20 protein-coding genes and 1 pseudogene are annotated in these 22,622 nt (G+C 68.0%); 18 read left to right on the top strand and 3 right to left on the bottom strand.

Annotated features, from left to right (window positions below; genetic code table 11):
- Positions 1 to 446, bottom strand: a pseudogene (locus tag NI2_RS24660) (N-acetylmuramoyl-L-alanine amidase); the annotation flags it as partial.
- Between the two features lie 229 nt (positions 447 to 675).
- Here NI2_RS24660 and NI2_RS24655 point away from each other — a divergent pair.
- The gene (locus NI2_RS24655; RefSeq protein ID WP_084476717.1) at positions 676 to 2,289 is read left to right on the top strand and encodes a SpoIID/LytB domain-containing protein; all 1,614 of its coding nucleotides are present in this window, start codon (positions 676 to 678) and stop codon (positions 2,287 to 2,289) included.
- A 182-nt stretch (positions 2,290 to 2,471) separates the two neighbouring features.
- Here the strand turns inward: NI2_RS24655 and NI2_RS24650 are convergent, their stop codons facing one another.
- On the bottom strand, positions 2,472 to 2,972 hold the full coding sequence (locus tag NI2_RS24650; protein ID WP_067494925.1) for a MarR family winged helix-turn-helix transcriptional regulator: 501 nt from the start codon (positions 2,970 to 2,972) through the stop codon (positions 2,472 to 2,474).
- A gap of 104 nt (positions 2,973 to 3,076) precedes the next feature.
- On the opposite strand from NI2_RS24650, the gene NI2_RS24645 reads away from it, so the two are divergent.
- Entirely contained in the window at positions 3,077 to 3,991 is a 915-nt protein-coding gene (locus NI2_RS24645) for an EamA family transporter (protein ID WP_067494923.1), read from the top strand.
- Positions 3,992 to 4,048: 57 nt separating this feature from the next.
- Here NI2_RS24645 and NI2_RS24640 read toward each other — a convergent pair whose 3' ends face one another.
- Entirely contained in the window at positions 4,049 to 4,675 is a 627-nt protein-coding gene (locus tag NI2_RS24640; protein ID WP_067494920.1) for a TetR/AcrR family transcriptional regulator, read from the bottom strand.
- Between the two features lie 107 nt (positions 4,676 to 4,782).
- On the opposite strand from NI2_RS24640, the gene NI2_RS24635 reads away from it, so the two are divergent.
- From NI2_RS24635 to NI2_RS24560, 16 genes are all read left to right on the top strand, one after another.
- Positions 4,783 to 5,496: an SDR family NAD(P)-dependent oxidoreductase gene (locus tag NI2_RS24635; RefSeq protein ID WP_067494917.1), complete on the top strand. Its 714-nt coding sequence runs from the start codon at positions 4,783 to 4,785 to the stop codon at positions 5,494 to 5,496.
- A gap of 69 nt (positions 5,497 to 5,565) precedes the next feature.
- Positions 5,566 to 6,324: a MerR family transcriptional regulator gene (locus tag NI2_RS24630; RefSeq protein ID WP_067494914.1), complete on the top strand. Its 759-nt coding sequence runs from the start codon at positions 5,566 to 5,568 to the stop codon at positions 6,322 to 6,324.
- Positions 6,325 to 6,570: 246 nt separating this feature from the next.
- Positions 6,571 to 6,981 (top strand): hypothetical protein, encoded by a 411-nt coding sequence (locus NI2_RS24625; protein ID WP_067494910.1) that lies wholly within the window; start codon positions 6,571 to 6,573, stop codon positions 6,979 to 6,981.
- A 24-nt stretch (positions 6,982 to 7,005) separates the two neighbouring features.
- Entirely contained in the window at positions 7,006 to 7,551 is a 546-nt protein-coding gene (locus NI2_RS24620) for a hypothetical protein (RefSeq protein ID WP_067494906.1), read from the top strand.
- A gap of 49 nt (positions 7,552 to 7,600) precedes the next feature.
- Complete coding sequence (locus NI2_RS24615; protein ID WP_067494903.1) at positions 7,601 to 8,302, top strand: hypothetical protein; 702 nt, start codon at positions 7,601 to 7,603, stop codon at positions 8,300 to 8,302.
- 80 nt (positions 8,303 to 8,382) lie between these two features.
- Positions 8,383 to 9,621 (top strand): UDP-galactopyranose mutase, encoded by a 1,239-nt coding sequence (gene glf, locus NI2_RS24610; protein WP_067494900.1) that lies wholly within the window; start codon positions 8,383 to 8,385, stop codon positions 9,619 to 9,621.
- Positions 9,618 to 11,543 (top strand): glycosyltransferase, encoded by a 1,926-nt coding sequence (locus NI2_RS24605; RefSeq protein ID WP_067494897.1) that lies wholly within the window; start codon positions 9,618 to 9,620, stop codon positions 11,541 to 11,543. Before glf ends, NI2_RS24605 begins: the two co-directional genes overlap by 4 nt.
- A gap of 71 nt (positions 11,544 to 11,614) precedes the next feature.
- Positions 11,615 to 12,127 (top strand): phosphatase PAP2 family protein, encoded by a 513-nt coding sequence (locus NI2_RS24600; protein ID WP_067494988.1) that lies wholly within the window; start codon positions 11,615 to 11,617, stop codon positions 12,125 to 12,127.
- A gap of 26 nt (positions 12,128 to 12,153) precedes the next feature.
- The gene (locus NI2_RS24595) at positions 12,154 to 13,086 is read left to right on the top strand and encodes a decaprenyl-phosphate phosphoribosyltransferase (protein ID WP_067494894.1); all 933 of its coding nucleotides are present in this window, start codon (positions 12,154 to 12,156) and stop codon (positions 13,084 to 13,086) included.
- 4 nt (positions 13,087 to 13,090) lie between these two features.
- Positions 13,091 to 14,992 carry an arabinofuranosyltransferase AftB family protein gene (locus NI2_RS24590; RefSeq protein WP_371852006.1) on the top strand — a complete coding sequence of 634 codons (1,902 nt, stop codon included), beginning with the start codon at positions 13,091 to 13,093 and terminating at the stop codon, positions 14,990 to 14,992.
- Between the two features lie 157 nt (positions 14,993 to 15,149).
- The gene (locus tag NI2_RS24585; protein WP_067494891.1) at positions 15,150 to 16,220 is read left to right on the top strand and encodes an alpha/beta hydrolase; all 1,071 of its coding nucleotides are present in this window, start codon (positions 15,150 to 15,152) and stop codon (positions 16,218 to 16,220) included.
- A gap of 301 nt (positions 16,221 to 16,521) precedes the next feature.
- Entirely contained in the window at positions 16,522 to 17,580 is a 1,059-nt protein-coding gene (locus tag NI2_RS24580) for an alpha/beta hydrolase (RefSeq protein WP_067494888.1), read from the top strand.
- 332 nt (positions 17,581 to 17,912) lie between these two features.
- Positions 17,913 to 18,950, top strand: a complete 1,038-nt coding sequence (locus tag NI2_RS24575; protein ID WP_243750028.1) for an alpha/beta hydrolase — start codon at positions 17,913 to 17,915, stop codon at positions 18,948 to 18,950.
- 216 nt (positions 18,951 to 19,166) lie between these two features.
- Complete coding sequence (locus NI2_RS24570) at positions 19,167 to 20,933, top strand: alpha/beta hydrolase-fold protein (RefSeq protein ID WP_067494885.1); 1,767 nt, start codon at positions 19,167 to 19,169, stop codon at positions 20,931 to 20,933.
- Between the two features lie 113 nt (positions 20,934 to 21,046).
- Positions 21,047 to 21,550, top strand: a complete 504-nt coding sequence (locus NI2_RS24565; RefSeq protein ID WP_067494883.1) for a DUF732 domain-containing protein — start codon at positions 21,047 to 21,049, stop codon at positions 21,548 to 21,550.
- Complete coding sequence (locus NI2_RS24560; protein ID WP_067494880.1) at positions 21,550 to 22,539, top strand: cutinase family protein; 990 nt, start codon at positions 21,550 to 21,552, stop codon at positions 22,537 to 22,539. The genes NI2_RS24565 and NI2_RS24560 overlap by 1 nt, the downstream gene beginning before the upstream one ends.
- Positions 22,540 to 22,622 lie beyond the last annotated feature (83 nt).

Below are 22,622 nucleotides of genomic sequence, written 5' to 3'. Positions count from 1 at the left end.
GTCGGGACCGCCGTCGTCGGTGCCGGGGGCCGTCCGGGCGCGGGCGCCGCGCCGGGGGTGGCGGATGGCGCGGCCTGCTCGGTCGGCGTCGACGGAGCCTTGGTGGGTATCTGGGGGAGCGGGATCTCGGTCGGCAGCGCCACGCCCGGGGGCGCGGGGATTCCGGGCGGGATCGGGATCGACGACGGCAGCCCAAGCATGCGCAGGTCCGACAGGTGCAGGTCGGGCAGGTCGAGGCCGGTCAGCTCGCGCAGCGGGATCGTGATGTCCGGGACCGACGTGAGCGCGACCTCCGACAGCTCCGGCTGCACGGCCGCGAACTGGGAATTGTTCGCGCTGCGGTAATCGGTCGAATCGCTGAGCGCGAACGCGCCGATCGGCGCGGCGACCGCGAGGGTCGTGACCACCGGTAGCACGTAGGAACGTTTCGGCTTTCGGTATCGCACGTGCCTCTCCAATCAGGGTCGAGCAGGGTCATCCCTAGCGGCAGATCACCGGCAAGTGATGCTTGCTTCCTCTTGCCTCACACACCACACTAGTTAACATACGTCACACATCTAAACCTCAACTCGAGAGTTATGTGATTGCTCGAATGTAGCCCTCGGAACCCGCTCGGCGCGGACGACATGCCGACGCGAGCTCCGCCGGTAGAACCCCGAACCGTGGGAGCGCAGGATGAGAGCGGATACCTCGATCGCCCGTAAGACCCGTCGCGGCACCCGCCGACGTGCGGTTCCGATACTCGCTGCGCCACCCCTCCCGGTGCTGGTGGGCGGTACGGCGCTCGTGCTCACCGGGGCACTCGGGCTGTGGCAACTGCTGCCCGACGTGGAGCCGACGGTCGGCGCGGGACACGGCCGGGGCATGAGCCAGGTCGGCGCCTTCGACAACGCGCGCGCGGGCTGGAACGCCGAGCAGATCCTCGGTCACTACTACCCAGGGGCGGAACTCGGCCAAATCGGAGCAACCACCATCGGCGTACGCCTGCAAGCCCAGGACGACGCCACCCTCGACACCTATGCCGCCGCGGGCGCGCAGGTCGCGGGCCGGATGATCGGACCCGGCGAAGCCGCCCACCTCACCCCGATGCCCGACGGTGGCGCCAGCGTGGTGGTGACCGCCGGCTGCGACGGAGAAGTGTTGTGGCAGAGCGCGACCGACGACCCGTACGTCTACCCGATCGGTGCCGGGCCGGGCCGCCCCGCCGACGAACACCTCACTCTCTGCGGCGGCACCGCCTATCGCGGCGCGCTCGGCGTCGCGCTGGAGAACGGCTCGTACCGGACCGTGAACCAGGTCGATATCGAGGACTATCTCGCCGGCGTTCTGCCCGCCGAAATGCAGGCCAACTGGGCCGATCAGGGCGCATTCGAGGCCCTGCGCGCACAGGCCATCGCCGCCCGCTCCTACGCCCTCGCCGAAGACCGCTACCCGTACGCGCAGACCTGCGACACCACCGACTGCCAGGTCTACCCGGGCACGGTCAAGGAAGACGCGCGAACCACCGACGCCGTCGCCGCCACCGTCGGCACGGTACTGCTGCGCGACGGCCTGATCCTGCGCTCGGAGTACTCCGCCGCTCCCGACGGCGGCCGGCCCGCCGACATCGAAACCTTCGCCGTCGGCCCGGCCCCCGGCGACCTCGTCGAATCCCTGCCCATCCCAGCACTTCCCGAGCTCCCCGCCGATCCCGGACCGACCATCGAAGCGCTGGCGGGTGAGTCGGTGATCGACACCGAATACCGCCGCCTCGGTGGTCCCGGCAGTTCGATCGGCGCCCCCATCGGCCCGGAGATGATGCTGCCGCAACGCGCGGGCACCTACCGCCTGTACACCAACGGTGTCATCGTGGCGACGAAAACTCTAGGTGCCCAAGTGGTCGACTTCTCCACCCTGCTTCAGCTGGTGCCCGAGGTCGGCGAGCAGCTGCCCGGATCAGCCGCCACACCGCCGAAAAAGATTGGGCCGCAGAGCGATACGCCACTCGAAGGCGCGCCCCAGCTTCCGAACCTCGCCGACGTCGGCCCGGCCCCTGAACCTAGCGGCGAGCCCGGCTCGGACATCGCTCCCGACCCGAGTGGTGCGACAGACCCGAGTGCCGCCACCGATCCGAACGCCGCGAGTGACCCGAGCGGTGGCACCGCGCCGGACCCGAGCGGCTCCGAGCCGATACCGGCGCCTGAGGCAAGCACCGGCGCCGACCCGAACTTCGCGCCGGAACAGATCCTCGAACCGGACCCGGGTGCCGTTCCACCACCACTGCAGGCGAGCGCGGTCCCGACCGAATAGCGCACGACAGTCATCCGTCGCGGCCGAACACGCAGCAGCCACCGGATGCGAGGATCGTCCCTGTCCGACTGCGGCCGGTCCCGCTGCGGCCGAAATCGCGCACCACAGTTCCTGAGCGAAGCTCGCCCACAGTCGGTCTCCCTTTGACCGTGTGAGCCGGGGCGACCTCGCGACGGTTCCGGTCAGCTGATCGACGTGTCGCCCAGGGCGATGGACAGCGTGCGCAGGAGATCGGTGAGGTTGTCGCGGTCTTCGGGTGAGAGGCCGGCGAGTAGGTGTTCCTCGTTGGCTACGTGGAGGGGCAGGAGGCGGTCGACGAGTTCGGTGCCCTTGTCGGTGAGCTGGACGAAGATGGAGCGGCGGTCGTCGGCGCAGGGGACGCGGCGGACCAGGTCTTTCGCGGCGAGCCGATCGATGCGATTGGTGATCGCGCCGGACGTGACCATGGCGGCGCGGTTGAGGGCGCCCGCGGTGAGGCCCTTGGTGCCGCCGGAGCGGCGCAGGGTGGCGAGCACATCGAATTCCCAGCGCTCCAGGTCGTGCTGTGCGAAGAACGTGCGCAGTTCCTGATCGAACAGGCGGCCGAGGCGGGTGATGCGGCCGATCACCGCCATCGGCGACACGTCGACGTCGGGGCGTTCGCGATTCCAGTGTTCGACGATCGAGTCCACGGCATCGGACATGCGAGTTCCTCTCTCCGTTGAATATCTCAACATTCAGCTACTTGACGATGAGTCATCGCCAGGAGTAGATATTTCAACGTTGAGATTATCAATCAGGAGCGAACATGACGACCGCAACCCACGGCGACGCGCGCACCCTCGCCCTCACCGCACTCACCCCCATCGCCTGGGGCTCCACCTACGCCGTCACCACCGAATTCCTCCCGCCCGACCGGCCGCTGTTCACCGCCCTCATGCGAGCACTTCCCGTGGGTCTCGTCCTGCTCGCCATCACCCGCACCCTGCCGCGCGGCATCTGGATCGGCCGCGCCGCCGTGCTCGGCACGCTCAACATGGGCGTCTTCTTCCCCCTGCTGTTCCTCGCCGCCTACCGGCTCCCCGGCGGTGTGGCGGGCGTGCTCGCCGCGATCGCACCCATGTTCGCCCTCGGCTTCGCCGCCGTCCTGCTGGCCGAAACACCCACTCGCCGTAAGGTTCTCGCCGGCCTGATCGGGGTGCTCGGGGTGGGCCTCGTCGTCCTGCGCGGCACTGTCGAGCTCGACACCGTCGGCGTACTCGCGGGCCTCGCAGCCGCCGCCTCGCTGGGCGCGGGCACCGTGCTCGCCAAGAAATGGGGTCAACCGACCGGCGTCGGCCCGCTCACCGTCACGGGTTGGCAGCTCACCGCCGCGGGCCTGCTCATCACCCCGCTCGCCCTGTTCGTGGAAGGCGCCCCACCCGCCCTCGACGCCGAAGCCGTCGGCGGCTACCTCTACCTCGGCATCATCGGCACCGCCCTGGCCTACTGGCTGTGGTTCCGCGGCATCGCCCGAGTCTCGGCCACCTCGGTCTCCTTCCTCGGCCTGCTCAGCCCCGTCACCGCGGCGGTCATCGGCTGGCTCGCGCTCAGCCAGGCACTGGCCCCGCTCCAGGTCCTCGGCCTCGTCATCGCCCTCGCGGGCACGGTCCTCGGGCAGATCCCGGCGAAGACCGCCCGCGTCGAGACCGTGCTACGAGAACCGGTCGTCGCCGCTCGCTGAGACCGAGTGCCGTTGGACTGCGGCTCCGAAGAAGTACCCGCGTCGGCGGAGGGGGCGTCAGCCGCGCATCGCCTGCATCAGCTGGTCCTCGGTGAGGGCCGGAACCGGCAGGGGGTGTGCGGCTTTCGCGCGCAGGCCGTCCAGGATGAGGGCGAGGTTGCGGCGCCACAGGTCGGGGGCGATGTGCGCGGTCGCGGCGAGCACGCTGGTGTGTGACCAGGTGATGAAGGCGATGTCCTCGAGTGTCCAGTCCGGGCGCAATGCCCCGGCCCGCTGTGCGCGCGTGACGATTCGGCGCATCAGATCGTGACCGTGCACGCGGGCGCGTTCGAGTGCCGGACTCGGTGGGTTGCGCAGGGCGAGTTCGCCGAGCACGCGGTCCTCGGCGTGCAGCGTGCAGATGCCCTCGACCAGGAAGACGAACGCCTCCCACGGGTCGTCGAGTTCGAGTGCCTGCTCGGCGATGCGAGCGCCCGCCCCGACTCGGTCGTCGACGGCGGCGGCGATGAGTTCGTCGCGGGTGGGGAAACGGTTGTACAGGGTGCCGATCGCCACGCCCGCTCGCGCGGCGATCTCCTTGAGTGGTGCGTCGAGGCCGCGTTCCTCGAAGAGTTCCCGGGCCGCGCTGACCAGGGCGTCACGGTTGCGCCTGGCATCGCTGCGCAACGGCTTGTCCTCGGGCATCCGCCGATCCTACAAATCGACCCGCCGAAACATCTTGAGCCAGGGTTCAAGTTAGTGCTACGTTGCCGATAACTTGAACCGGCACTCAACTTGAAGAGGTTTACCGGATGCGCACACTCGCGATTTTCGGATACGGACCGGGGCTCGGCGCGGGCACAGCACAGGTCTTCGGACGCAACGGCTTTCGGATAGCGGCGATCGGACGGGATCCCGGCGCGGCCGCCGAGCGCGTGGCGGGGTTGCGCGCGGTCGGTATCGAGGCCGAGCCCTTCGCGGCCGACATCACCGATCCCGCCCAGCTGACCGGGGTGATCGCCCGGGTCGAGGAGAAACTGGGCCCGATCGAGGTGGCGGTGCACGCGGCCGCCGCCGGGATATCGGCGCGCAGTGCCTCGACCCGTGAGGTCGACCGGGCCGCGCTCGAGGTGCCGTTCGCGCTCAAGGTGTATTCGTCGATCCAGCTCGGTCGCGAACTCCTGCCCGGGATGCTCGCGCGCGGTCGGGGCGCGCTGCTGTTCTCCTCCGGTGCGTCCGAGGTGAATCTGCAGCCCTACCTCGCGAATATGGGCGTTGCCCTCGGCGCCCAGCGTGCGTATGTCCGGCAGTTGGCGGCCGAACTCGACGGCACCGGGGTGTTCGCCGGGCTGCTCGCCATCGGCTCGCTCATCGAGAACAGCGCGGTGCAGCACCAGGTCGACGCCCATCCCGAGCTGATCCCCGACGGGATCGTGCTACCGCGCATCGGCAACGCCGAACTCGGCGCCGAGTACTGGCGGATGTACACCGAACGCGACACCGTCGAGGTCGAGATCGGGTTCTGACTTTCGGTGTTGACCTTGACGTAGCGTCAACTTGCAGACTGGTCTCATCGACGAGAAAAGGAGCTGGTCATGGTGGGTGAATGGTCCATTCAGGACCTCGCGAAGGCCGCGGGCACCACCAGCCGCACGCTGCGCCACTACGGGCAGCTCGGGCTGCTGGAGCCGAGCCGGATCGGCGCCAACGGCTACCGCTACTACGACCAGAACTCCCTGGTCCGCCTGCAGCGCATTCTGCTGCTGCGCGAACTCGGGCTCGGCCTTCCGGTGATCGCCGAGGTTCTCGCCGGTGAACAGAACACCACCGACGCGCTGCGCACCCACCTGGAACTGCTTCGGCAGCAACAGGATCGGATCGCGCGGCAGATCGAGTCGGTGTCGACCACATTGCACAAGACGGAAAGAGGTGAACCGCTCATGGCCGCAGAGGTCTTCGACGGTTTCGACCACACACAATACAAGGAAGAAGTCACCCAGCGCTGGGGCAAGGAGGCCTACGAGAGCGGCGACCGCTGGTGGCGTTCGCTGAGCGAAGAGGGTAAGCAGCAGTTCCTGCAGACCCAGCTCGACATCGCCGCCGACTTCGGAAAGGCGCACGCCGCAGGACTTCCGGTGGAAGGCGACACGGTGCAGGCCATCGTCGAACGGCACCGCGCCTGGCTCGGTGACGCCACTCAGGGCCGTACGGTCACCAACGAGTACCTCGTCGGCCTGGGCGAGATGTACGTCGCCGATCCGCGCTTCCGGAAGAACTACGACGTGCACGGTGAGAACACCGCCGAGTACATCCGGGATGCGTTCCGCGCCTACGCCGCCGCGCATCCGGCGTAGGGGTTGGCCGGGGCGCGACGGGATGTGACGGGGCCGCGCTCGGGTGGATATTGCCCGGGCGCGGTCTTGGGTGTGGATGTTGCGGGGTGGGGTACCCGGCTCTTTGGATCGCGCACAGTACCTCCGTGGTGCACAAAGCACCGAGGTGGTTCCGTACAGCTGGGAACGCAACCCCAGCACACCCCGGCGCAGATCACGCAAGCCCCGTATAACTGACTCCGAACGACGACAAGTAGCGGGGACAGTGTGGAGCAGGTGCGGCCGGAGGGGCCTTCGCGCGCGGTGACCGCGCTGATCGCGGGCTGGCTGGGGGTGCTGGTCGGCGTGGCGGGGATCGTCGTCGGGGTGGCGACCGCGGTTCTGCGGACGCTCGGGCGTCAGATCGATCTCGACTATGTGGGCGCGGGGATCGTCGGCGGGCTCGGCGTGGTGTATCTGCTCGGCGCGGTGCTGTTGTTGCGGCGCCGGATGCTCGGCAGGCGAGTGCTGCTCACGATGGCGGCGGTGATGGCGGGGGCGACGGGGCTGGTCGTGGTGCTGAACGGGGCGAGTCACGGCTGGCGGTTCGGGCCACTGGACTGCTGGCTCGGGCTCAATGTGGTGATCCTGGCGTTCAGCGTGATCGAGCCGACGCGCCGCTGGACCGCGACGCGATAGCGGCGGACGGGATACGGTCGGACCATGCTCGAGCAGGAGAAGACAACGACTCTCGGTGACGTGACGGCCGTCGTCGCCGTGACCCTCGGCGCGCTCGCCGCCGTCGCGAATCTGCTCGGCGCGGCGTACGTCCTGCGCACCTTCTTCAGCGACCCGGAGCTGCTCGACGATTCGCTCGTCCTCTTCAGCACCCTCGGCGCGCTGGCCGCCGCGTTCGCCTTCGGCTACGGCGCGCTGCTGCTCGCCCGCCGCGACGACACCGGCCGCTGGGTGCTGATCGTCGCCGCCGCGGCGCAACTCGGCCTCGGGCTGCTCGCCCTACTCGCCACGCTCATCGGCTACGACTCGGGGTACGGCATCCACTGGTTCGCCGACCAATCGGTACTGCGCTCGATCTTCGTCGGTCTCGGTGGGGTGCCGGGCGCGGTGACGGCGATCGTCAACCACAACTGGACCGCCGCGGGCACCTCGTCCGGTCTCGGCGCGATCGTGCTGCTCATGGCCGTCCTGCCGTGGACGGCGGCCTACACACGCGCACGCCCGAAAGATCTTGTCGGACCGGCCGTATAGTTTCAGCTGGTCAGCACCAGGGCACACAGCTCGTCCGGAGGGGGAAACGATGGGGTATCCGCACGGCCCACAGGGCTACGACCCGCATGCGGCACAGGGTTACGCACAACCGGGCTACGCCGCCGACCCCTACGCTCAGCCCTACGGTGCCCAGCCCTATGCCGAATACGGCTATGGCGCACCGGCTTACGGCGCGTACCCGCCGGGCTACGGCCAGCCGCGCCCCGGCGGGGGAACGGCGATCACCGCTGCTGTCATCTCACTGCTGCTGTCACTGATCGCCCTCGGCGGGCTCGGAATCGCCGCGGCCGTCATCTTCGGCACCGATCCGACCAGCGCCACCGACGAAGCGGGCCGATCCGAGGTGACCATCGGCCTCGCCATCGGCGCCGTCCCCAGCCTGCTGTGGTTCCTCGGCTCGATCCTGTTGTTCCGCCGCAAGACCGCAGGCCGAGTGCTCCTCATCCTGCTGTCCGTCGTCGCCCTGGCAGGCACCTGGGTCTCGGTCCTCATGGCACTGAGCCAGGCCTCCTCATCGGAGGCCGGCGGCGCGATCGCGGGCGCCCTCGTGATCTCGTTCTTCCCCCTCATCATCCTCATCCTGACCGCAGCCCCCCTCGACGGGCCGCTGGATCCGCGCCGGCCGCCCGACCGCATATCCCCACTACTGACGCTCGCATCCCGCCCGGAACAGCGACTCACACCCGACGTTGCCGTACGCATCGCCGTCGGTGCGGTCCTGTCCGGGTAGCGGCTGACAAAAGCGCAGGTCAGGAGTCGGTCATGGACTCCGCCGGGACAATCGGCGGTCTTCCGATACGCTGGGCACCCGTGACCGCCGCATCGTCCTCGGGTAACTCCGTCAACGCAGATTCCGCCAGCCAGGCAAACCAGTACGACCTGATCGTGGTCGGGTCCGGCTTCTTCGGCCTGACCGTGGCCGAGCGGGCCGCGAACGTGCTGGGTAAGCGGGTGCTGGTGATCGACCGCCGCTACCACCTGGGTGGCAACGCCTACTCCGAACCCGATCCGGAAACCGGAATCGAGATTCACAAGTACGGCGCGCATCTGTTCCACACCTCGAACAAGAAGGTGTGGGACTACGTCACCCAGTTCACCGAGTTCACCGGCTACCAGCATCGCGTGTTCGGCTTGCACAAGGGCCAGGCGTACCCGCTGCCGATGGGGCTCGGGCTGATCTCGCAGTTCTTCGGCCGCTACTTCACGCCGGAGGAAGCTCGCAAGCTCATCGCCGAGCAGGCCGCCGAGGTGAAGTCCGCCGACGCGCAGAACCTCGAGGAGAAGGCGATCTCGCTGATCGGTCGTCCCCTCTACGAGGCGTTCATCCGCGACTACACCGCCAAGCAGTGGCAGACCGACCCGAAGGAACTGCCCGCGGGCAACATCACCCGTCTGCCGGTGCGCTACACCTTCGACAACCGCTACTTCAACGACACCTACGAGGGCCTGCCCAAGGAGGGGTACACGAAGTGGCTGGAGAACATGGCCGCCTCCGACCTCATCGACGTGCGCCTGAACACGGACTGGTTCGACGTGCGGGACGAGGTCCGCGCCGCCAATCCCGACGCGCCTGTGGTCTACACCGGTCCGCTGGACCTGTACTTCGACTACGCCGAAGGTGAATTGGGTTGGCGCACCATTGATTTCGAGACCGAAGTGCTCGAGATCGGCGACTTCCAGGGAACCTCGGTGATGAACTACAACGACGCCGACGCGCCGTTCACCCGCATCATCGAGCCGCGCCACTTCCACCCGGAGCGCGACTACCCGACCGACAAGACGGTCATCATGCGCGAGTTCTCGCGCTTCGCCCAGACCGGCGACGAACCGTACTACCCGATCAACACCCCGGAGGACCGCGCCAAGCTGCTCGCCTACCGCGAGCGCGCCAAGCGCGAAACCGCCGAGAAGAAGGTGCTTTTCGGTGGCCGCCTCGGCACCTACCAGTACCTGGACATGCACATGGCGATCGGTTCGGCGCTGAGCATGTTCGAGAACGTGCTCCGTCCGCATCTCGAGTCGGGCGCGCCCCTGGTGGACGAGGCATGAGCGCGCAACCGATGCTCGAAGACGTGACCACCGAGACCCGCGCCAAGTCGCTGCTGCAACGCGTCATCCTGCCGCGCCCGGGCGAACCGCTGGACGTGCGGACCCTCTACCTGGAGGAATCCACCACCAACGCCCGCCGCGCGCACGCCACCAGCCGCACCGCGCTCTCGATCGGCGCGGAGTCGGAGGTGTCGTTCTGCACCTACTTCAACGCGCTGCCCGCCAGCTACTGGCGTCGGTGGAGCGTGCTGAAGTCGGTGGTGCTCCGGCTGGAACTGGCCGGGCACGGTCGCGTCGACGTGTACCGCTCCAAGGCGGACGGTTCGCGAATCCACGTGCAGGGCAAGGAATTCGCCGTTCCGCAGGGTGCGGATTCGGTGTCGGTGGAGTTCGAGACCGACCTCGGCCCGTTCGAGGACGGCGGCTGGATCTGGTTCGACATCACCACCGACACGGCGGTCACCCTGCTCGCGGGCGGTTGGTACGCACCGCAGGAGGCGCCGGGCACCGGCAGCATCGCCGTCGGCATGCCCACCTTCAACCGGCCCACCGACCTGGTGAAGACCCTGGCCGCCCTCGGCTCGGACCCGCTGGTGCTCGGCAATGTCGCCGCGGTGATCGTGGCCGACCAGGGCAACCGCAAGGTCGTCGACGAGCCCGGCTTCACCGAGGCCGCCGCGACGCTCGGCGACCGGCTCAGCATCCACGACCAGCCCAACCTCGGTGGGTCCGGCGGCTACAGCCGTGTCATGTACGAGGCGCTGAAGACCGACGCCGAGTTCATCGTCTACATGGACGACGACATCGAGATCGAGCCCGACTCGATCCTGCGCGCCCTCGCGTTCTCCCGGTTCGCCAAGTCGCCGCTGCTGGTCGGCGGGCAGATGCTGAACCTGCAGGAACGCTCGCACCTGCACAGCATGGGTGAGGTCGTCGACCGCGGGATCTTCATGTGGTCCTCGGCGCCGAATGTCGAGTACGACCACGACTTCTCGAAGTATCCGCTCAAGGATCGCGACAACTCCAAGCTGCTGCACCGGCGCATCGACGTCGACTTCAACGGCTGGTGGACCTGCGTGATCCCGCGCAAGGTCGCCGAGCAGATCGGGCAGCCGCTGCCGCTGTTCCTCAAGTGGGACGACGTCGAATACGGTCTGCGCGCTCGCGACGCGGGGTACTCCACGGTGACCCTCCCCGGTGCCGCCGTATGGCACATGGCCTGGTCCGACAAGGACGACGCCATCGACTGGCAGGCCTACTTCCACCTGCGCAACCGCCTTGTCGTCGCCTCGCTGCACCTGCCGGGCGACGGCAAGCCGATGATCGTGAACACGGTCAAGGCCACCCTCAAGCACCTGCTGTGCCTCGAGTACTCCACGGTCGCCATCCAGAACGAGGCGATCCGCGACTTCCTCGCCGGGCCGGAGGGTCTGTTCGACCTGCTGCCGAGCGCGCTGGGCAAGATCCACGCGATGCGCAAGGAATTCCCGGACGCCGTCGTGGTTGCGTCCTCGACCGAACTGCCGCTGGCCAGCCGCCACGGTGTCGGCGCCGTCGGCGAGCCGGGCAACCCCATCGCCAAGGTGGCGCGCCTGGCCAAGGGCGTGGTGCACAACTTCCGCAAGGCCGACCCGGCCGCCCACGAGACACCGCAGCTCAACGTGCCGACGCTGGACGCGCGCTGGTTCCTGCTCTCGCAGGTCGACGGCGTGACCGTGACGACCGCCGACGGCCGTGGCGTGGTGTACCGCAAGCGCGACCCGCGCAAGGCGGCGGAGCTGCTCAAGGAAGCTCTGCGCCTGCGCAAGGAGCTCACCGCCCGCTTCCCGGAGATGCAGCAGCGCTACCGGGCCGCGCACGCCGAGCTGACGAGCACGGCGGCGTGGGAGAAGACCTTCGGCCTGAACGGAACGAGCAAGTGAACGCGATCAACCCGGAACTGGAACTCCTCGACGAGGGCTGCGGCGGCGACTGCGCGTGCAGTGGCGAGTACGTGGAGGTGCCCGTCGAGGTCGCGATCCTCAACGCCGTGCAGGGCACCATCGGCACCAACCCGGCCGTCGTGTCGGCCGCGCGGGCGATGTCGCACTTCGGTGAGCACGCGCTCGGCTGGGTCGGCATCGCGGCGGCGGGCTGGCTGGTCGACAAGCCGCGCCGCCGTCAGTGGGCGGGCGTGGCCGTCGGCGCGGTCGGCGCGCACGCGGCGTCGATCGTCATCAAGCGCATCGTCCGCCGCCCGCGCCCGAACGATCCGTCGGTGCAGGTCAACGTGTCGACGCCGAGCAAGCTGAGCTTCCCGTCCTCGCACGCCACCTCCACAACGGCGGCGGCGGTGTTGCTCGGCAGGCTCACCGGGCTACCCTTGCCTGCGGTGCTCGTGCCACCGATGCTGTTGTCCCGGGTCGTGCTCGGGGTGCATTACCCTTCCGATGTGCTCGCCGGTTCCGCACTGGGGGCCGCGTCGGCCGCCGCCGTGCTCGCCGCCGAAAAGAGACGCCGCCCGTGACCGCTACCGAAAGAACTCTGGCTGAGATGAGCGAAGAACCGTCCGCCGCCGTCCTGGACGAGGCTGCTGTGAAGGGCCCGCCGAAGACCCTGGCCGGCGGGCTCGTCAAGGCCGTTCGCCCACGTCAGTGGGTCAAGAACGTGCTCGTGCTCGCCGCGCCGCTCGCCGCGGGCCCCGAAGCCGTCAGCGACCTGGGGATCCTCGCGCACGTGGCGATCGCGTTCGTCGTGTTCTGCATGGCCGCCTCGGGCATCTACCTGGTCAACGACTCCCTCGACGTCGAGGCCGACCGCGCCCACCCGACCAAGCGGTTCCGGCCGATCGCGGCGGGCGTCGTTCCTGTCAACCTGGCTTACGCGCTGGCCGCCGTGCTGCTGGTCGGTTCGATCGCCGGTTCGTTCCTGGCGTCCTGGCATCTCGCCGTGGTGATGGCCGTGTACATCGGCATCCAGCTGGCGTACTGCCTCGGGCTCAAGCACCAGGCCGTGCTCGACATCTGCATCGTGTCCTCGGGCTTCCTGCTGCGCGCCATCGCCGGTGGTGCGGCCGCGGATATCGAACTGTCGCAGTGGTTCCTGCTGATCATGGCGTTCGGTTCGCTGTTCATGGCGGCGGGCAAGCGCTACGCCGAGTTGCAGATCGCGCTCGACACGGGCGCCAAGATCCGCAAGTCGCTGCAGTACTACACCCCCACCTACCTGCGCTTCGTCTGGACGCTCGCGGCCACCGCGCTCGTGGTGTTCTACGGACTGTGGGCGTTCCAGCAGGGTGAGGCCCGGGACACCCAGTGGTACGCGATCTCGATGGTGCCGTTTACCATCGCAGTCCTGCGTTACGCGGTCGACGTCGATGGTGGCGAGGCCGGTGAACCCGAAGAGATCGCGCTGGGGGACCGCATCCTGCAGTTCCTCGCTATTGCCTGGATCGGAGCGGTAGGTGTCGCTGTCTATCTCACCTGACGAGATCGTGGTAGCGGAGCGGGAATCATCTGAAGACGAACGGCTGGGCAGCGCCGAACAGGAGCGCCCGGCCGCGCGTTTCGCAGCCGCGTCCCGGGCCACATTCGTCGGTGGGGTCGTGCTCACCGCCGCGCTGTTCGCGATCGGTGCCTGGCAGCGGCGCTGGATCGCCGACGACGGGCTCATCGTCCTTCGCACAGTGCGTAACCTGCTCGCGGGCAACGGCCCGGTCTTCAACATGGACGAGCGGGTCGAAACAAATACCAGCACCGCCTGGACCTACATCGTCTGGTTCTTCAGCTGGGTCACCCAGGCCAGGCTCGAATACGTGGTGCTCGCTGTCGCCCTGGTCGTCTCGGTGCTCGCGATGGTGTTCGCCATGCTCGGCACCGCGCGGCTGTGGGGCGGAAGCACCGGTCAGCTGCTGATCCCGGCGGGTGTGCTCGTCTACATCGCGCTGCCGCCCGCCCGCGACTACGCCACCTCCGGGCTGGAGAGCGGCCTGGTGATCTGCTGGGTCGGGCTGCTGTGGTGGCTGATGATCCGGTGGAGCCAAGCCGCCGTCGTGCGGGTTCCCGGCCTGCTCGGGCTGGTGTTCCTGGCCGGGCTCGCACCCCTTGTCCGGCCTGAGGCCACCCTGATCGGGGTGCTCGCGCTCGGCATGATCTTCCTCGCGCCCATGCCGCAGTTCCGGTTCGGGCCGGTGGTGCTGCGGGCGCTGATCGTTCTCGTCGCCGGGCTGGTCCCGGTCGCCTACCAGATCTGGCGCATGGGCTACTACGGCCTGCCCTATCCCAACACCGCCGTCGCCAAGGACGCGGGCGGTGCCAAGTGGGGGCAGGGCCTGAAGTACCTGGCCGATCTGGTCGGGCCCTACTACCTGTGGATCCCGCTGCTGGTGCTGCTGGTCGCGGGCGTGCTCGCCGCCATGGCGCACGGGTTCCGGGTGAAGCCCACCTGGTCGATCGCCGCGATTCGCTCGTGGTTCCGTTCGCCCAGCGCGGTCGTGGTGATGGTGCTGCTCAGCGGCGTGCTGCTCACCGTGTACGCGGTGCGCGTGGGCGGTGACTTCATGCACGGCCGGATGCTGCTCACCCAGCTGTTCCTGCTGCTGCTCCCGGTGGCCGTCGTCCCCATCCCGGTGCGCGCGTTCGCGGCACGGGACTGGTCGTTCGCGGTGCTGCTCGTCGCGCTGCTCGGCACGGCGGGCTGGTCGCTGTACGCGGCGAGCACCACCGCCATCACCACCGGAACCAAGATCAGCGCCTCCGGCATCGTCGACGAGCGCGTGTACTACGTGCTCAACACCGGTCACGACCATCCGATCCGCGCCGAGGACTACCTCGACTACCCGCGCATGCGGGCCATGGTCAACGACATCGCGAACAACCCCAACGGCGGCCTGCTGCTGAATTCGCCGTCGTTCACCTTCTGGTACCTCGACCCGCCGCCGCAGCCCATCCCCGAGGGCGGCGCCGGGCACACCGTGTACTTCCTCAACCTCGGCATGACCAGCATGAACGTGCCGCTGAGCGTGCGCGTGATCGACCCGATGGGCCTGGCCTACCCGCTGGCCGCGCATTCGGACCGGCTCGTCGACGGCCGCATCGGCCACGACAAGAGCCTCTACCCCGACTGGGTGGTCGTCGATTCGGGCATGGTCGACATCCATCCGTGGATGCCGTGGTTCATGGACGAGAAGTGGGTGACCCAGGCACGCACCGCCATGTCGTGCCCCGAAACGCAGGCCCTGATGATCTCCGTGCGCGACCCGCTCACCTTCGATCGGTTCAAGCACAACCTGCGCAATGCGATGACCTTCGCGAAGTACCGCATCGACCGCGTCCCGAAGTACGAGATCCAGCGGTGTGGGTTGGTCAACCCCTACCCCGAGCCACAGCGCTGAATCGATCACATAATTACTTTTTGGTAACGCCAGGCTATCGATGTAGCGATAGGGTCAACGAGGAACTTCCGTCGGCGCACTGGTGTGCCGGATGTCAGTCGGCGGTCATTGCAACCGCGGTTCCGCGCGAACCGCACGAGGAAAGGCCCAACACAGAATGCGTGGCGGACGTCTGAGAACCAGGGGAGCCGGCTGGCTCAAGCGGTCGGTGCTGGTTTCGTTGGCGATCGTGCTGCCGCTCGGGGCGTCGGTGGCAGGTCCCACCGGCACCGCGACGGCGGCATTCGATCCCAGTGGTTTCGATTTCTGGGTCGACTCCGAAATGGGCCCGATCAAGTCGCGGATCTTCCGCGCCGCGGACGGCAACACCGGCCGCGTGGTCTACGCGCTCGACGGTATGCGTGCCCGCGACGACCTCAACGGCTGGGAAATCGACACCAATGTCGCCCGCGCGCTGACCGCGGCCAACATCAACGTCGTGATGCCCGTCGGCGGCCAGTCCAGCTTCTACGCCGACTGGAACGCGCCGAGCAACTTCTTCGGCCTCGATGCCGGTTCGGGCGGTAGCTCCACCGGTTCGGCGGCCACCGGCTCGTCGATGACCGGTTCGTCGATCGCCCCGGCCCAGGTGGCGGGCAAGAAGAACACCTACAAGTGGGAAACCTTCCTGACCACTCACCTGCGCAACGCGCTGTCGAGCAGGCTCGGTTTCAACCCGAACAACAACGGCGTCTTCGGCCTGTCGATGGGTGGCTCGGCCGCCCTGACCCTGGCCGCCTACCACCCCGACCAGTTCAGCTACGCCGGTTCGTTCTCCGGCTACCTGAACATCTCCGCGCCGGGTATGCGTGAGGCGATGCGCACCGCCATGATCTCCGCGGGCGCCTTCAACATCGACGCGATGGCGCCGCCGTGGGGCCCGCAGTGGCTGCGGATGGACCCGTTCGTCTTCGCGCCGCGCCTGGTGGCCAACGGCACCCGCATCTGGGTCTCGGCGGCCAGCGGTATCCCCGGTGCCGGCGATGTGTCCAACCCGATGGAAATCGTGCAGGGTGTTCCGCTGGAACTGCTCGCGATGGTCAACAGCCGGGCCTTCCAGGTCCGCATGGCCACCCTCGGCGGCGGCAACGCCACCTTCGACTTCCCGATCACCGGCGTGCACAACTGGCGCAACTGGGAAGCGGAAGTCAACCGCATGATCCCCGACCTTTCGGCCAATATCGGCTGAGTCGGCTGGTTTCACGCGAAACCGCCCGGGTGCATTCGCACCCGGGCGGTTTCGTGCTTTCGCGTCACGATCCGAGACAAAGACGGTGACGAATCATGTGCGACAGATCACCGAGAGTTGTGCTGCGGGTCACTTTCCAGCAACATGTAAGCGTTCGTGAAGCGTTTGATACTCAGTGAGCATGCGTCGAGGTTGAATCGTCCGTTTTGCCCTGGTTCGATCACATTTCGGCGCCCGATGAGGAATCCGACTGCGTAGCTCGGGGTTTGCGCTATCGGTCTGCCGAGAAAGGTCTAGTCGAATGCGAACACTGCGCCGCGAGCGTGGACCCGTGAAGACCGCAACCCGCGGATCGTGGGTGCGGCGATGGGCCGCGGGCGTGTCCATGGCTCTGCTCGTCCCGCTCACCACGGCCGTCGGCGGCACCGCCGCGCCGGCCGCCGCGGGCTTCAACCCGGCCGCTTTCGACTTCTGGGTCGATTCCGGTATGGGCCCGGTGAAGACGCGCATTCTGCGCGCGGCCAACGGCAACACCAATCGAGTGGTCTATGTCCTCGACGGTATGCGCGCCCCCGAGCATCTCAACGGCTGGGAAATCGAGACCGATATCCCCAACGCGCTCGCGCGGGCCGATATCAACGTGGTGATGCCGGTCGGTGGAATGTCGAGTTTCTACGCCGACTGGAATTCCCCGAGCAGCTTCTTCGGTGTGCCCGGCACCGGCCCCGCCACCGGTTCCGGCGCGGTCGACGCGTTCGCAGGCGGACCGGGCAAGAGCTACCGGTACCAGTGGGAAACCTTCCTCACCAGGGAACTGCCCAACGCGCTGGGCGACCGGCTCGGCTTCAGCCGCACCCGCAACGGCGTGTTCGGCCTGTCGATGGGCGGTTCGGCGGCGCTCACTCTCGCCGCCTATCACCCCGACCAGTTCTCCTTCGCGGGCGCCTACTCGGGCTACCTGAACATCTCCGCGCCCGGTATGCGTGAGGCCATCCGCCTCGGCATGATCGACGCGGGCGGCTACAACGTGGACTCCATGGCCCCGCCGTGGGGCCCACAGTGGCTGCGGATGGACCCGTTCGTGTTCGCCCCCAACCTGGTCCGCAACAACACCCGCCTGTGGATAGCGGCGGGCTCAGGCTTGCCGACCAGTTCCGACGGACCGAACATCAACACCGTCAACGGAATGGCGCTGGAAGCGCTGGCACTGGCGAACACTCGCGCCTTCGAAGTCCGCATGGCCACCCTCGGCGCACGCAACGTCACTTACTCGTTCCCGCCCTTCGGCATCCACGCCTGGAACACCTGGAACGACGAGGCCCTGCGCATGATCCCGGACCTGTCGAACAATATCGGCTGACAAAACATGAACCGGCGCCGAATATTTCGGCGCCGGTTTCGTCTGTCCGGACAACAACGGGTTTTCGGCCGCCTCGCACCCGAAGGGTGAGATGTAACGCCGCAGGCGCAGTATCGCCCTTCGGGTGCGAGGCCCTCAGGGCCGAAAACCCCGCGGCGCCAGCCGCCAATGTCACTGCCCTTGCAAGTAATTCGCCAGTCGAATATCCTCCAGCGAGCGTAAGTGTGACCAGATCGTTGTTTCATCTCTTCTGACGACCGGAGTGTCGGGATCCGGTTGTTGGCACCGACGTGTCTGGCATGCCATAACAGCAGAAAGAGAGCGGAATTCACATGCGTTTCGGCAAGGCCGTCGCGCCGAAGGGTGACCAGCCGGGTACCTCCCGGGGCACAGCACCTCGTGGTTGGCGTAATCGAATTCTAGCTGTCGGCGCAGCAGCCCTCGTGCTGCCGATCGCCGCGGGTGCGGCAGCCCCGACTGCGTTCGCCGCGCCGGTTCCGGGAGTCGCACTGCGTGCGCCCGCGGGTGGCTACGAAGAACTGATGGTCCCGTCGAAGATGGGGCCGGTGAAGGTCCAGGTCCAGTGGGCCCGCAACGGCGGCAATGCCGCGTTGTACCTGCTCGACGGTCTGCGCGCCCGTGACGACCGCAACGCCTGGTCCTTCGAGACCAACGCGATGCAGCAGTTCGCCAACGACAACGTCACCCTGGTGATGCCGGTCGGTGGCCAGTCCAGCTGGTACGCCGACTGGACCGCCGCGTCCAACACCAACGGTCAGAAGACCACCTACAAGTGGGAAACCTTCCTCACCGAAGAGCTCCCCGCCTTCCTCGAGGGCTACGGCGTTTCCCGCCACAACAACGCGGTGCTCGGCCTGTCGATGTCGGGTCCGGCCGCGCTGCGGCTGGCCGCTCTGCACCGCGACCAGTTCAAGCACGCTTCCTCGCTGTCGGGCCCGCTGAACTGGGGTGCCCCCGGCATGCGTGAGGCCATCCGCGTGATGATGCTCGACGCGGGCCGCTTCAACGTCGACTCCATGGCCGCTCCGTGGAGCCCGGCGTGGCTGCGGATGGACCCGATGGTGTTCGCGCCGGAGCTGCGTGGTCTGCCGATGTTCATCTCCTCGGCCAACGGCCTGCCCGGTCAGCACGATCGTCCGGCCGGTCTGGGCGGGGTGTACAACACCGCCAACGCGATGGGCATCGAGGCCATCTCGTTCGTGAGCACCCTGGCGTTCCAGCGTCGTCTGGCCAGCCTCGGCATCCCGGCCACCTTCGACTTCCCGGCCACCGGTACCCACTCGTGGAAGTACTGGGAAGACCAGCTGTGGAAGGCTCGCCCGCAGATCCTCGGCGCGCTCGGTGCCTGAGTAGTTTCCGCACAGCAACGCTGAGAAGACCGGCTCACCCGCAGGGTGGGCCGGTCTTTTTGCTGTGCGGGCGCTTCGCGTGTCTTCCCCGGTTATCGGCCGGTACTGCGGTACAACGTGACGGAGGCTGTGTCCCAGGGTGGGGATAGGAGGTCGCGCGTGTTGCAGAAACATCGTCTCCGGGCGCCGATTCGGCGGATCCTCGGAATCGCGGCCATGACCGCCGCCCTGCTCGGTCCGGCACTCACCGTTCCCACGCCCGCACAGGCCGCGGTGGCGTCGGTGCAACGGGTGGAGTGGCTGACGGACCGACGGGTGGCCCTTACGGTCTTCTCGCCCGCCATGAACACCCCCATCCAGGTGCAGATGCTGCTGGCCCGCGACTGGCACGCCCGGCCCGACGCCGCGTTCCCGATGATGCTGATGCTCGACGGCCTGCGCGCCCAGGACGACGAGAACGGCTGGACCAAAGACGCCGACGCCGAAGGCTTCTACGCCGACAAGAACGTGAACGTGGTGCTGCCGGTGGGCGGTCAGTCCAGCTTCTACTCCGATTGGCTCGAGCCCAACAACGGTCATGTGTACAAGTGGGAGACCTTCCTCACCAAGGAACTCCCGCCGGTGCTCGAACGTGATTGGCGCACGACGGATGTGCGTGGCGTCCAGGGGCTTTCGATGGGCGGCACGGCCGCGATGAACCTGGCGGGCCGCAATCCCGGCCTGATGAAGTACGTGGCCTCGTACTCGGGCCTGCTCACCACGACGACGCTCGGTATGCCCCAGGCGATCGAATTCGCGGTCCGCGACGCGGGCGGGTTCGAATCGTCGGCCATGTGGGGTCCCCCCGGCAGCCCGGAGTGGGCCGCCCACGACCCCTATCTGCTCGCGGAGAAGCTCAAAGGCGTGAGCATGTACGTCTCTAGCGGCAGCGGGTTGGCGGGCAGCCACGATCAAGCGGGCGAGATCCCGCTGCTGAGCGAGAACTGGGCGGGCACCGGGCTGGAGATCCTCTCGCGTCTGTCGACCCAGAATTTCGTGACCAAGCTGGAGAAGCTCGCGATCCCGGTGCAGGCGAATTACCGTCCGGCGGGCACACATTCGTGGCCGTACTGGGATTTCGAGATGCGTCAGTCGTGGCCGCAAGCCGCGGCCGCGCTGGGCACGGAGCCCGGTGGGGCGCAGTGCGCGGCGGGCGGGGCGATCGGTTCGGTTGTGCAGGTGGCGAATTGGCTCGGCGGGTGCGTCACGGGGGAGTACGCGGCGGGCGCCGGGGTGGTACAGGACTTCATGAACGGCCGGGTGTTCCATTCGGCCGCGACCGGTACCCACGCCGTCGGCGGCCGGATCGGCGGTACGTATGCCGGAATCGGCGGTGCCGCTTCGCCGTTGGGGCTGCCGACCGGCGACGAGCACGGCCTGCCCGACGGGCGCGGCCGCATGCAGACCTTCGAGGGCGGCTCGATCTACTGGACGCCGCAGACCGGCGCGCAGGTGGTGCGCGGCGCCTTCCTCGAGGAATGGGGCAGGCAGGGCTTCGAGGGTGGGCCCGCGGGCTACCCGCTGGCCGCCGAGGCGCGCACGCCCAGCCGTGACGGCGCGGTGCAGGCCTTCGAACACGGCACCATGTTCCACAGCGCCGCCACCGGCGCGCACCGCGTGGAGGGTTTCATCCTCGACAAGTACGCCCAGCTCGGATTCGAGAACAGCCCGCTGGGGTTCCCGGTGTCGGGTGAGTTGCCGCTGAAGGACTTCGGCCGGGCCACCCGGTTCGAGGGCGGCACCATCTACTGGAGCCCGCTCTCGGGTGCCTTCGCCGTGCGACCGGGCCCGCTGGCCGACGCCTGGGCCGCACAGGGCTTCGAGAACGGCCGTCTGGGGTATCCGGTGAGCGACGAGTTCACCGTTCCGGGTGGTGTGCAGCAGAATTTTCAGACCGGGTTCATCGTGGTGCGTGACGGCAGATCCGAAGTGCACGGTGTGTGAGCTCGGGCTGAGAACTCGCTGAGGTTCGTGCCGGGGCGCCCGGACCACCCGTGTGTCCGGCTAGCCTTGGCAGCGACCGCTCCCCTGACTAACGATCGAGGAAAGACATCTTCATGCATCGGATCCCTGGCAAGGTAGCCGGATCGGTCGCGGCCCTCGCGGCCGTCGCCCTGCTGTCCGCCTGCGGCGACAACGACTCGACCGCCTCGCAGACACCGACCCTTTCGTCGAGTGCGAGCGCCGCCGCGTCGGCGACCACGCAGGCTCCCGCCACCTCGGCGGCCGAGGACACCACCTCGGCGGCGCCGGAGTCCGAGACCTCGGCGCCCGAGCAGCCGCAGGTCGCGCCGACCGTCGAGGAGACCCCGGCCACCGGCAAGGACAAGGCGTTCCTCGACGAGCTCGGCAAGAACGGCATCCATCCGGCCGACCAGACCAGCGCGATCACCGCGGCCACCTACATCTGCTCGGCGAAGAGCACCGGCGCGAGTGACGCCGACATCGCCACCTTCGTCGCCGCGATGGCGGGCACCGACGCGGCGTTCGACCCGGCCAAGATGGACGTCAACAAGGCCGCCGAGATCTACATCGCGGCCGCGAACTCCACCTACTGCTGATGAACCCCCGACCGACGCGACGTACCCGCAGGTTCTGGCCTGCGGGGTGTCTGACGGTACTCGCGCTGCTCGTCCTGGCGATCATCGTCATCGTGCTGCTGTGGTACCTGCTCGCGGGCCGGTTGCGTGAGCCGGGGCCGACGACGCCCGGGCCCCCGCCACCGACGTCGCAGTCGGCGGACTGTCCCGATGTGATGTTGCTGTCGATTCCCGGTACCTGGGAGTCGGCGAGCAACGACGACCCGTACAACCCGACGGCCAATCCGATCTCGCTGATGCTCAGCATCACCAATCCGCTGCGCGCCCAGTTCCCGGAGAACCGGCTCGAGGTGTACACCGTGCCCTACGTGGCACAGTTCTCCAACCCCATCGCCATCCCGCCCGACGGTCAGGCCTCCTACAACAACAGCCGCACCGAGGGCACCGCGCGGGCCACCGACATCCTGGCTCAGCGTCACCAGCAGTGCCCGCTCACCACCTACGTGATCGCCGGGTTCTCCCAGGGCGCGGTGATCGCCGGTGACGTGGCCGCCCAGATCGGCGCGGGCAACGGCCCGATCCCCGCCGACCGGGTACTCGGCGTCACCGTGATCGCCGACGGCCGCCGTACCGCGAACACCGGCCCCGGCCAGCCGACCGAGATCGGCGACCCGCCGCCTGCGGGCGAGGGTGCCGAAGTCGCGTTGCGGGGGGTGAACGTGCCGGGAATCACGATGACCGGCCCGCGTGAGGGTGGTTTCGGCGAGCTGGCACCGAAGGTGTTCTCCATCTGCGCCCCCGGCGACATGATCTGCGACGCGCCGCGCGAAGCGCTCAATCCGGTGAACGCGCTGGGCAGTCTCGCTGCGCTGATCCGGTCGGCGGGCAACCCGGTGCACGCGCTCTACGCGAGCAATACCGTCGACGGACAGGGCACCACGGCCACCCAGTGGACGGTCGACTGGGCGAGCGAGCTCATCCAGAACGCCCCCCATCCACCGCATTCCTGAGTTTCGCAAGACGAGGTTGTCACAGTCACAGGGCCGCCATGTTTGGCGTGGTTCATGCCTCGCTGTGACATCCGCAGTACTGT

It is taken from the genome of Nocardia ignorata NBRC 108230 (assembly GCF_001612905.1).
Taxonomy (GTDB): Bacteria; Actinomycetota; Actinomycetes; order Mycobacteriales; family Mycobacteriaceae; genus Nocardia; species Nocardia ignorata.
Note: the sequence above shows the minus strand (reverse complement) of the source record. Positions and strands in the feature narration are given on the sequence as shown.